The sequence below is a fragment of the Asticcacaulis sp. genome (genome assembly GCF_047605585.1).
Classification (GTDB): domain Bacteria; phylum Pseudomonadota; class Alphaproteobacteria; order Caulobacterales; family Caulobacteraceae; genus Asticcacaulis.
The window spans coordinates 235,338-247,423 of sequence record NZ_JASGFK010000004.1 but is presented as its reverse complement, the minus strand read 5'-3'; the positions used below and the strand labels follow the sequence as shown (position 1 = coordinate 247,423).

8 protein-coding genes are annotated in these 12,086 nt (G+C 61.5%); all 8 read right to left on the bottom strand.

Features of this window, described 5'->3' with window-relative positions; all coding sequences use genetic code 11:
- Positions 1–53: 53 nt before the first annotated feature.
- Complete coding sequence (locus QM647_RS13080; protein ID WP_414995968.1) at positions 54–662, bottom strand: aspartyl/asparaginyl beta-hydroxylase domain-containing protein; 609 nt, start codon at positions 660–662, stop codon at positions 54–56.
- A gap of 72 nt (positions 663–734) precedes the next feature.
- Complete coding sequence (locus tag QM647_RS13075; RefSeq protein ID WP_414995967.1) at positions 735–1,451, bottom strand: hypothetical protein; 717 nt, start codon at positions 1,449–1,451, stop codon at positions 735–737.
- A gap of 30 nt (positions 1,452–1,481) precedes the next feature.
- Positions 1,482–2,267, bottom strand: coding sequence for a glucose 1-dehydrogenase (locus QM647_RS13070; RefSeq protein WP_414995966.1), 786 nt, complete (start codon positions 2,265–2,267; stop codon positions 1,482–1,484).
- 71 nt (positions 2,268–2,338) lie between these two features.
- Positions 2,339–4,975: an alanine--tRNA ligase gene (gene alaS / locus QM647_RS13065; RefSeq protein WP_414995965.1), complete on the bottom strand. Its 2,637-nt coding sequence runs from the start codon at positions 4,973–4,975 to the stop codon at positions 2,339–2,341.
- A 181-nt stretch (positions 4,976–5,156) separates the two neighbouring features.
- Positions 5,157–6,242 (bottom strand): recombinase RecA, encoded by a 1,086-nt coding sequence (gene recA / locus QM647_RS13060; protein ID WP_414995964.1) that lies wholly within the window; start codon positions 6,240–6,242, stop codon positions 5,157–5,159.
- A gap of 160 nt (positions 6,243–6,402) precedes the next feature.
- Positions 6,403–7,917 (bottom strand): tryptophan halogenase family protein, encoded by a 1,515-nt coding sequence (locus tag QM647_RS13055; RefSeq protein ID WP_414995963.1) that lies wholly within the window; start codon positions 7,915–7,917, stop codon positions 6,403–6,405.
- A 313-nt stretch (positions 7,918–8,230) separates the two neighbouring features.
- Positions 8,231–10,033, bottom strand: coding sequence for a DUF885 domain-containing protein (locus QM647_RS13050; RefSeq protein ID WP_414995962.1), 1,803 nt, complete (start codon positions 10,031–10,033; stop codon positions 8,231–8,233).
- A gap of 17 nt (positions 10,034–10,050) precedes the next feature.
- Positions 10,051–12,054 carry a DUF885 domain-containing protein gene (locus QM647_RS13045; protein ID WP_414995961.1) on the bottom strand — a complete coding sequence of 668 codons (2,004 nt, stop codon included), beginning with the start codon at positions 12,052–12,054 and terminating at the stop codon, positions 10,051–10,053.
- Positions 12,055–12,086 lie beyond the last annotated feature (32 nt).

The following is a 12,086-nucleotide window of genomic DNA, read 5'->3' as shown; positions in this document are numbered from 1 at the left end:
TAAGCGGTGATGGGGCCTTAAGCGGTGATGGGGCCTTAAGCGGTGATGGGGCCTTAAGCGGTGATGGGGCCTTCGAGGTCGAACACCGTCTCCCCCGGCTGGACATAGTCCATGATCAGATGAATGCGTGCCTCAGTGCCATCATTGCGGACGGCGTGAGTACGGCGATTGTTGATTTCCCACATCTCGCCTTCCGGCATGTGGAATTTCAGCCGGCCCACCATGAACAGACTGTCCGGATTGGTGATGATCGGCACATGAATGCGATGACAGCGCTTCAGCGACTCGCCCTCGTCGATATGCGGCTTGATTTCGGTATCGGCCGGCAGACGCGCCAGCAGAACGCGGATGAAATAGCCCGCCCCGTGCGCTTCGGCGACACGGCGCTGGCGCAGGGTTTGAAGATAGACGCCGCGAATATGGTCCATGAAGGGCCGGATCAGCGGTTCCAGCGGCGCAAAGGCCGGTTGGGTGGTCGGGTCTGTGTGGCGAAAATCGGCGTCGGCAATCAGCTTCAGGGATTGGGTGCTGGCGTGCGCCGGATAGATCTTCTGGCGGCTGTCATCGCCATACCAGACGCTGTCATCGAAGCCGGCAACCACCGTCTTCAATGCGCTGATATCGAATGTACCCAGCTTCTGGGCGTCCTGCGCGAAATTCATAAGCCTGAACTATAATAGCCGATGACCGGAGCCTAGCCTCAAGCCGAGACCAATGTCCACAGTTATCATGACCTATTTTCCATCCGTGTCCTGAAAGCTATAACCGTAGGTCTCGATCACCGGCCGGTCCCTGCACGCCACCAGATCGCGCAGCTCGGGCGAATAATAATCCCCATAACGCCCCCGTTCGCTTACATTCAGCCTCGGCGTGGTATCGAGAAAGGCCTTCATGCGCGCCTGTTCCACAATCGTGCCGCCGAGCGTCAGGCCATAAAGCTGTTCGCGCAAGGATTCCATGCGCAGCACCTGCGGCGCCTCGGCCCCAGCATAGAGCCGGTCATGCAGGAAGGTGTAAAAGCCCTTGCCCGATCCGCGCAGGCTTTCGATACATTGACGGCGCAGGTTCAGGCCGTGATTGACAAAATGGTCCGGGAAAATCGCCGCCAGCCGGTCGATCCGGGCGTCATCATCGACCAGGCCGACCAGATTGCGCACCGTACCTTCAAAACCCAGCGCGCCGTCCTCGCTGCAAATGCGGAACAGCGGGTTCGGATTTTCCTGGCCCTGCTGGAAATGGTACCATGAGACATAATAGTCCCAGGGATTGCGCACCGTCCCCAGCACCGGCAGGCCGCGAAAAGCCGCCGGCACCTCGCTATAGGGCAGATGATAGCCGACCCGCCGCGCCGAACGCAGGCATTTCATCAGCAGGGCATTGAGGAAGGTGCCGCCGGATTTATGCAGATGCAGGCAAACTAGGCTGTCGGAAATGATCATGACCTTTTGCATGGCACAGATCCGGGCATTTGACCACAGGGTCTATTTCGGGGAAGTCGCCGTGCCGGCCAGTATGCCACCGTCGATATTGAATTCCGAACCCGTAATATAGGTCGCCTCGTCCGAGGCCAGCAGGATGGCCACCGCCGCCACCTCGTCCGGCCGGCCGAAGCGGTGCAGCGGCATATTGGCCAGCAGACGCTTTTCGTCCTCAGCGCCATCGATCATGGCGTCCCACATCGGCGTGCGGATCGAGGCCGGATAAAGCGAATTGCAGCGGATGCCGAGGTTCTGCTCGGCGCAATAGAGCGCGACGGTCTTGCTGTGATTGCGGATCGCCGCCTTGCTGGCGGCATAGGCGGCCGTCTTCGGCACCCCCACCAGGCCGGATCGCGACGACATATTGATGATCGAGCCGCCCCGTCCGGTGGCGCGCATGGCCTGGATGGCATGCTTGCAACCAAGGAACACGCTGTCGAGATTGATCCGCATCACCTGATGCCAGTCATCGAGGCGGGTATGCTCCGGATCATGCGGATGCCCGCCTTCAGTGCCGGTAATACCGGCATTGTTGACCAGCACGTCCAGCCCGCCATGCGCCGCCACAATGGCGCCCATGGCCGCCGCCCACTGTGCCTCATCCGTGGCGTCATGGCGCAGGAAGCGCGCATTAGGCCCTAATGCCGCTGCCCGCGCCGCGCCGGTTTCGGCATTGATATCGCCGATGACGACGAAAGCGCCCTCTGCCACAAAGGCCTCAGCGATGGCCGCCCCAATTCCGCTGGCGGCGCCGGTGATGAAGGCGGTTTTGCCGGATAGTCTGTTCATAAGAAAATACCCTGTCCGTTTCCAGACAGGGTATGCAATTTTTCAACGGCTGACACTGATTAATTTAGGCGTTAAATCAGCGCCTTGACCGCCGCCAGACCTTCATCGGCCTTGGAATCGTCCGGCGCACCGCCTTGGGCGAAGTCCGGCTTGCCGCCGGCGCCCTGGCCGCCCATGGCGATCACCGCCGCCTTGGCCAGCTCGGCGGCATTGTACTTGCCCGTCAGGTCCGGCGTCACCGCCACGGTAACGGCCGCCTTGCCATCCAGCTTGCCGACCAGTGCCACAATGCCGCTGCCGACCGACTTCTTGAAGTCCTCGGCCAGCGGACGCAGATCCTTGCCGCCAACGCCTTCCAGCACACGGGCAATGACCTTGGTGCCATTGATCTCTTCCGGTCCGGAGGCCGCCCCACCGCCACCAACGGCGAGCGCACGCTTGGCCTCGGAGAGTTCCTTCTCCAGACGCTTGCGCTCGGCGATCAGGGCCTCGACGCGGGCTTCAACCTGCGCCACCGGCACCTTGAACTGATCGGCCAGCGATTGCGCCACACCGGCCTGGCCGAGCAGGTACTGACGCGCCGCCTCACCGGTAAAGGCTTCGATACGACGGATACCCGCCGCCACACCACCTTCGGAAATGATCTTGAACAGGGCAATATCGCCGGTGCGCGAAACGTGGGTGCCGCCGCACAGTTCGACAGAGTAATTGCCATCGCCTTCCAGCGCATGACCAAGCGCCAGAACGCGCACTTCCTCGCCGTACTTCTCGCCGAACAGCGCCACGGCGCCGGCCTCGATCGCCTTTTCCGGCGACATCAGCTGTGTGGAGGCGGCTTCGTTCTGCAGGATCACCGCATTGACCTCGCCTTCGATGCGCGCGATCTCGTCATCCGTCAGCGGGCCGCCGTGGCTGAAATCGAAACGCATGCGGTCGGCATCGACCAGTTGCCCCTTCTGCGCCACATGCGGCCCCAGCACGTGCTTGAGCGCGGCATGCAGCAGGTGCGCAGCCGAGTGGTTGGAGCGCGTGGTATGGCGCTTTTCGGCATCAACCTTCAGTTCCACCTTGTCGCCGATCTTCAGCGCGCCTTCGGTAATTTCCAGCTGGTGGACGATCAGATCGCCGGCCTGGCGATAGGCGTCCTTGATGAGGCCCTTGCCATGCAGCAGTTCGGCCGTGCCGGTATCGCCGGCCTGACCGCCGCCTTCCGGATAGAAGGGGGTCTTCTCGAAAACGACTTCGACCATATCGCCGGCCAGGGCTTCCTTGACCTGCGCGCCGTCCAGCACCAGGGCCTGCACGTGGGCCTGCGCTTCGAGATGGTCGTAGCCGACAAATTCCGAGGCGCCGACCGCGTCCTTGATAGCAAACCATTCGGAGGCCTGGGCCTTTTCACCCGAACCGGTCCAGTTTTCACGACCGCGCGCCTTCTGGGCCTCCATGGCCTGCTCGAAACCATCGAGATTGACGCTCAGGCCCTTGGCGCGCACGGCGTCCTGGGTCAGGTCGAGCGGGAAACCATAGGTGTCGTACAGCTTGAAGGCGGTCTCGCCGCTCAGCATGTCGCCTTCCTTGAGGTCGCGCGTCGCGTCGTCCAACAGGGTCATGCCGCGGCCGAGCGTGCGGCGGAAGCGTTCTTCCTCCTGACGCAGGGTCTCGACAATAGTGGCCTCGGCACGCTTCAGTTCACCGAAGTGGCCGCCCATTTCGCTGACCAGGGTCGGCGCCAGCTTGTGCAGCAGTGGCTCCTGCGCACCGAGCAGATAGGCATGGCGCATGGCGCGGCGCATGATACGGCGCAGCACATAGCCGCGGCCTTCGTTCGACGGCGTGACGCCGTCGGCGATCAGGAAGGAGGACGAGCGCAGGTGATCGGCAATGACGCGGTGCGACGGCAGGCTGTCCCCCTCGGCCTTGACGCCGGTGGCGGCTTCCGAAGCGCCGATCAGGGTCTTGAACAGATCGATATCATAGTTGTTATGCACGCCCTGCAACACGGCGGCGACGCGTTCCAGACCCATGCCGGTATCGATCGACGGCTTCGGCAGGCTGACCCGCGTACCATCGGCCGACTGGTCGAACTGCATGAAGACGAGATTCCAGATTTCGACGAAACGATCGCCGTCCTCTTCCGGTGTACCCGGAGGACCGCCCCAGATATGATCGCCATGATCATAGAAGATTTCGGTGCAGGGGCCGCACGGACCGGTGTCGCCCATCGACCAGAAATTGTCCGAACCGGCGATGCGGGCGATCTTCGATTCCGGCAGGCCGGCGATCTTCTTCCACAGGTCGAAGGCTTCATCGTCATCGATATAGACCGTCGCCATCAGGCGGTTCTTATCGATGCCATAGTCCTCGGTGATCAGCTTCCAGGCAAATTCAATCGCCTCGGCCTTGAAATAGTTGCCGAAGGAGAAGTTACCGAGCATTTCGAAGAAGGTATGGTGGCGCGCCGTATAGCCGACATTATCGAGGTCGTTATGCTTGCCGCCGGCACGCACGCATTTCTGCGAAGTCGTCGCGCGATTGTAAGGCCGCGTTTCCGCGCCGGTGAAGACGTTCTTGAATTGCACCATGCCGGCATTGGTGAACATCAGGGTCGGATCGTTATGCGGCACGAGCGACGAGGACGAAACGACCTCATGCCCCTGCTTGGCAAAGTAATCGAGGAAGGTCTGACGTATCTGATTTAAGGACGGCATGAGGGTCTTCGGTTCTTGAAAATAAAGACCGCTATATAGAGGGGGTTACACACAAGCGCAAAGACCTTTGCGCAGGCAGGGCTATCTTTTTGTAATGAGCGCAACAAAAAAGACGCCCCTTGCGGGACGCCTTCTTCGTCAGCAATGCGAAAGCATGGGTTTGGTTCGCATCACCAGAACACTACAGCGATTCATCACCTTCATTGGCGTCCGGCTCCGGTGCGCCCAGCATCTCCTCGGAGATGGCGGCGGTTTTCTTGCGGATACCGTTTTCGATCTCCTTCGCCATATCCGGATTGGCCTTGAGGAAATCACGGGCATTATCGCGGCCCTGACCGATACGGGTCGAATTGTACGAGTACCAGGAGCCCGACTTCTCGACGATCCCGCCCTTGACGCCCAGGTCGATGATCTCGCCGATCTTGGAGATGCCCTCACCGAACAGGATATCGAACTCGACCTCGCGGAACGGCGGCGCGATCTTGTTCTTGACCACCTTCACCTTGACGCTGTTGCCGATGTTTTCGTCACGCACCTTGATGGCGCCGGTGCGGCGGATATCGAGGCGGACCGAGGCATAGAATTTCAGCGCGTTACCGCCGGTCGTCGTTTCGGGCGAACCGTACATGACGCCGATCTTCATGCGGATCTGGTTGATGAAGATGACGATGCACTTGGATTTCGAGATCGAGCCGGTCAGCTTGCGCAGGGCCTGCGACATCAGACGGGCCTGCAGACCGGGCAGGCTGTCACCCATGTCACCTTCGATTTCGGCGCGCGGCGTCAGCGCCGCCACCGAGTCGACGACCACGATATCGACGGCGCCGGAACGCACCAGGGTATCGGTGATTTCAAGCGCCTGCTCGCCGTTATCCGGCTGGGAAACCAGCAGGTCGTCGAGATTGACGCCCAGCTTGTGGGCATAGGTCGGATCGAGCGCGTGTTCGGCGTCGACAAAGGCCGCCGTGCCGCCCTGCTTCTGGATTTCCGCTACGGTGTGCAGGGCCAGCGTCGTCTTACCCGACGATTCCGGTCCGTAGATTTCAATGACACGGCCCTTCGGCAGACCACCGATGCCGAGCGCCATATCCAGGCCCAGCGAACCCGTGGAGATGGATTCAATCTCCTGCACCTTGCCATTGGAGCCCAGCTTCATCACCGAGCCCTTGCCGAATGCGCGATCGATCTGCGCCAGCGCCGCTTCCAGAGCGCGCTGCTTTTCACCTTCGTTCTTGCCTACCAATTTCAATACCGCTTGAGATGACATAACCAAACCCTCCTATGTCACGATTCCCCGCCCGCGGGGTCTGTTTTCATCGTCGTGAGGATTTATACGTACCTCATTTGTTCCATGTTCGCAATATGTTCTCGGCGCGAATTGAGAAAATTTTTAGAATATTTAATTTATTCAAAATCTTACATGTCCTCTACGCGCGCAGGCCTTCAAGGAACGCCGCATGGGTCGGCAGGGTCTGCGCCGCCCGATCGATCGTCGCCCGTAAGGCATCAAACTCAGCATCGGCGCGCACCGGATCGACAATATCGGCCACCGGATCATAGCCCTGCGGCACGATGTTCTGCCCCAGCATTACCGCCAGCCAGCTGGTCGGCTGGAACAGTTCGCCCGGCGTAAGGACGATGCGCGACGCGGCGCGGAAGTGATCCAGCCTATAGGTCAGGCTGTCCGGCACCGCCATATGGCGGCAATAACGCCAGAATTCAGAATCCTCTCGCTCGGTCGCCTTGTAATGCAGGATGATGAAATCGCGTATACCCTCATACTGCGTGGCCATGGCGCGGTTATATTGCTCGCTCAATAGCGGGTTGAAGTCCGGTTCAGGCCAGTAGTCGAGCAATTTCACCAGGCCGGACTGGATCAGGTGAATACTGGTCGATTCCAGCGGCTCCAGAAAACCACCCGATAATCCGATCGCCACCACATTGCGGTTCCAGCTCAAACGCCGCCGGCCGGTTTTGAAGCGCAGGAACTTCGGCTCAGCCAAGGGCGGGCTATCGAGCGTCCGGATCAGGATATCCGCCGCCACGTCATCCGCCATAAAACCCGATGAGAACACATGACCGTTACCCGTGCGGTGCTGGAGCGGGATGCGCCATTGCCACCCCGCCGAATGCGCGGTGGAACGCGTATAGGGTGTCAGCGGCTCCACCCGCTCACTGGGAACGAACGTCGCCCGGTCACAGGGCAGAAAATGGCTCCAGTCGTCATAGCCGCTGTTCAGTGTCTTTTCGATCAGCAGCCCCGAAAGTCCGGAACAGTCGATGAAGAAATCCCCGCGTACCTCGCGTCCATCCGCCAGGGTCAGGCTTTCGATGAAGCCGCTCTCCGGGTTTTGCCCTACACGGGTGATTTTGCCCTCGATCCGCCGCACGCCATTGGCCTCGGCGTGACGACGCAGGAAGGCGGCATAGAGGCTGGCGTCAAAATGATAGGCATAGCTGAGATGCGACAAGACGGAACCGTCGCGCGGTGGGGTGCGAAAGCGATTCAGCTTCGCCGCCACGCAGTTGATGGCGTAATCCTCAAAACTTTCGACATGCCCGGCCAGGCGCCGCCGGGCCAGGAAATGCTCGAAACCGGTACGGCCGAGCGGTTCGCCTATAGGGCCGAACGGGTGGAAATAGCGCGTGCCGTCGCGCCCCCAGTTTACGAACTCGATCCCCAGCTTGAAACTGGCCTGGGTCTGGCGGATGAAATCACGCTCATTGATATCGAGCAGGCGGTTGAAGCGCTTGATCGCCGGAATGGTGGCCTCGCCCACACCGATCGTGCCGATATCCTCGGATTCGACCAGGGTGAAATCGGCCAGACGACCGCGGCCGATATGGGCCAGCAGCGCCGCTGACATCCAGCCCGCCGTGCCGCCCCCGACAATCACCACACGGAGCCGCTTTCCAGCGCCCGAAACACCCTGATCTCTCATTCTTCACCCACGAGGTCCGGCTGCGGCGGTAAATCATGCAGACGGCCCCGCCCCGTTGGGAATCCCGGGCCCTTACGTCAAACCGCCGTTCCAGACGCAGACCCGGCCCTGAGTGAAATCTATTTCAAAGACGACATCAATACCAATGTTACATAACGGCAGTTTTTCATGTGGATTTGTCATGACCTCTTCGAGAGGGCCTCGCGCGCACCGCCGGTCTCTCCGCTTCGAGAAGACGCGCTATACCGGCGCCAATGTGGAAAAGGTCTTCGAATAAAAAAACGGCGGAACCAGGGTTCCGCCGTTGTCACTCTTAGATCAGGCCCGCGTCCGTATAGACCTGCTCCAGCACCGCCAGCGGGACGGCGCCGCACAGAAGCCCGGTGTCGTGGAACTTTTTGATGTCGAACGCCGCCCCGGCCTTGGCGGTGGCCGCCGCGCGCAGCTTCAGCCACTGGATCTTGCCGACCATGTAGCCCAGGGCCTGGCCGGGCCAGACGCAATAGCGCTCGATCTCGGTTTCGTTGGAATCGCCGAGATTGGTCATCATGAAGGCCATGGCCTGCTCGCGCGTCCACTTCTTGTGGTGCATACCGGTATCGACCACCAGGCGGCAGGCGCGGAACAGGGCGTCGCTCAGGTAACCGATATGGCCGAAGGGATCGGTCGCATACATACCCATGTCGGTGCCAGCCAGTTGCTCGGCATAGAGCGCCCAGCCCTCGATATAGGCGTTGAAACCCGAAATCTTGCGCAGTTCCGGCAGGTTCTTGTTTTCCTGCTGGATGGAGATCTGCAGGTGGTGGCCGGGAATCGCCTCGTGATAGGTCAGGGTCGGCAGGGTCCAGCTCGGCACTTCCTTGGTGTCGCGCAGGTTGATATAGTAGGCGCCCGGACGCTTGCCGTCGAGCGAAGCGCCGTTGTAGTAACCGCCCGGCGCGCCCAGCTCGGTCGCCTTGGGCACACGCTTCACCACCACCTTCGATTTCGGCAGGGTGCCGAAGAACTGCGGCAGCTTGCTGAAGACGACCTCAACCTGCTTGTTCAGGTCGGCTAGCAGCTTGTCCTTGCCGGCATCGGTGTTTTCGTACCAGAACTTCGGGTCCTTGTGCATGGCGGCCAGGCGTTCGCCGGTCGTGCCCTTGGTCATGCCCTGCGCCTTCATGATGGTGTCCATCTCGGCGGAGATTTCCTTGACCTTGTCGAGCCCGATCTGGTGGATTTCATCGGGCGACATCGTGGTCGAGGTATTGGCCTTGACGCCGAAGGCATAGCGCGCGTCGCCGTTCGGAATGTGCCAGACGCCGGCATCGTGCGTCGCCTTGGGCAGGGCTGTCTTCAGCGCGTCGATCTGGCGGCCGAGCGCCGGCAGGACCGCGTCCTGATAGGCCTTGGTGGCCGGGGTAGACCAGTCGCCGGCGATGGCCTTGTCCTTGGTGCGGCTGACGATCGACTGCACCAGGGGCGAGACATCGGCCTTGGTCCCTGCCTGGGTTTCCATCTGGCGGATCGCCTTCTGCAGGGCGAAGTCGGGTGGCACGATGCCGTCGGCGATACTGGCATTGAAGCGCGCCGTTTCCTGATCGAGCAGCTGGGCATACTGGTTCAGGCGGCTGACATAGGCGTCGGCGTCATCCTTGGTCTCGATGCTATGCTGGCTGTCGAGGAAGTCCGGCACTGATTGATAGCTGCCGGTCAGCTGCGTGATCGGGTACGGTCCCCAATAGGTGCCGCCATCGCCGAACTTGAAGCTCTTGTAGCCTTCAAGCGTCGTTTCGGTATCCCAAAGCACGGTATCGTAGTTGATGCGGTCCATGCCGGTCAGAGTCTTGCGGTCGATGGCCTTCAGCGCCGTCGCCGATTTCTCGTAATAGGCGGTCAGGCGTGCGCGTTCTTCCGGCGTGGCCGGATCGAGCTTCGATTTCAGCCCGGCCAGCTTGTCCTTGTCCAGCCCCAGCGAGGTGGCCAGCATCGGCGAATTGGCCACGGTCTCATCATACATCGACTGGAAGACGGCGTTGAGATCGGCCGCCTTGGCCGCCGGCTTCGAACAGGCCGAAACGGCCACGGCCGTGAGCGCGGAAGCGCCGGCCAGCAGATTACGACGATTGATCATGGAACTATCCCTTTTCATCAGATCAGGCCTGCGGCCTTATAAACATCATCCAGCACATCTAGCGGCACGGCGCCGCACAGAAGGCCGGTATCGTGGAAACGCTTGATATCGTAGCCCGGCTTCGCCTTGGCAGCATCGCGCAGGCGCAGCCATTCCAGCTTGCCGACCATGTAGCCCAGGGCCTGGCCGGGCCAGACGCAATAGCGCTCCACTTCGGCCGTCGCCTCGCCCTGCGCCTTTCCGGCCGTATCCATCATATAGGTAATCGCCTGCTCGCGGCTCCAGCCGGCGCCGTGGATGCCGGTATCGACCACCAGCCGCACCGCACGGAACAGCGCGTCGTGCAGATAGCCGATGCGCCCGGCCGGGTCCGTGTCGTACATGCCCATCTCGCCGGCCAGCTGCTCGGCATAGAGCGCCCAGCCCTCGACATAGGCATTGAAGCTGGAGAGCTTGCGCAGCATCGGCAGGCCCTTGGTCTCCTGCTGGATCGTGCCCTGCAGGTGGTGGCCGGGGATCGCTTCGTGATAGGTCAGCGTCGGCAGGGTCCAGCTCGGCAGCTCGGAAATATCGCGCAGATTGATGTAGTACATCCCCGGCCGCGAACCATCGACCGATCCCGGACTGTAATAACCGCCCGGCGCCCCGGCCTCGGTAGCCACCGGCACGCGCTTGACCTGCACCTGGGTATTGGGCCGCACGCCGAACCACTGCGGCAGACGGATCTGCACCGTCTTGACCTTGGTATTCAGATCGTCGAGCAGCTTCGCCTTGCCGGCATCGTCATTGGGGTAGAGATACTGCGGGTCCTTGTACATGGCCTTCATGCGATCGGCCACCGAACCCTGGCTGCGCCCCATGGCGCGGAAACGCGTATCCAGTTCGGCGGTGAGATCGCTGACCTTTTGCAGACCCAGCTTGTGGATGTCTTTCACCGTCAGGCTGGACGAGGTGTTGAGCTTGACGCACTGCGCATAATAGGCCGCGCCATTGCCCAGGTTCAGCACGCCCGCGTCATGCTTCGCCACGCTCTGCTGCGCGGTCAGGGCATCGAGCTGGCGGCCCAGCGCCTCTTTCACCGGACCGGAAACGATGGTCGCGGCCTGAACCTGCCAGTCGCCCGCAATGCCCTTGGCCGCCGTGCGCGTCACCAGCGACGTTACCAGACCGGATGTCGCCGGATCGGCGTCGCGCAGGGCGGTCAGCGCCGCGATCGTCTTGCTCATGATGAAATCGGGCGGCACCACGCCGCGGGCGAAATCGGCCCTGGCCCGCGCCGTTTCCTGATCGAGCACCCCGGCCCAGGCGGTCAGGCGGCTGAGATAGGCCTGCGCGTCGGCCGCGTTCTCAATCGTGTGCTGGCTGTCGAGGAAGTCCGGAATATACTGCCAGGAGCCCGAAAGCTGGCTGATAATGTACGGATTGGGGAAGCCCCCGCTCCACGATCCGCCGCAGGGCGCGCTGTCCCCGAAGGTGAAGTTGCGCGCCAGGGCCAGTTGGTTGGTGTTGTCCCACAGCACGGCGTCGTAATTGACCCGATCCGCGGCCGCCAGCTGGTCGCGCGGAATGGCGTTGAGCTGGTCGACCGCCCGCTTCAGGCGCGTCACATGCGCAGCCTGAGCGGCGGCGCTGCGGTCATCGAGTTTCGCTTTCAACGCGGCGAATTCGCCATATTCCGGCTTGTCGAGCCCGGCATAGGTGGCCAGCACCGGCGAGGCCAGCAGCATTTCGCGCAATATGGCGCCGAAGGCCGAGGTCAGGGCCTGCGCCACTTCCGGCGGTGTCACCTCAGGGATCGGTGGGGGTGGCGGCTCGACCGGCTCAGGGGGCGGGGCCTTCTTTACGGCCTTTTTCGGCGCCGCCTTGCCCTTTGCCGTTTTCTTCGTCGTCTTGGTGGTTTTCTTTTTCGCCGTCGTCTTCTTGGCAGCGGCTTTTTTCTTCTTGGCGGCGGCCAGGGCTTCCGTAGCGGTCAGGCCCAGCAGGGCGCCCAGTGCGCCAACCAGAAAACGACGATCGATCATAAGAACTCACATTATGATTTATGGGTGCCGGC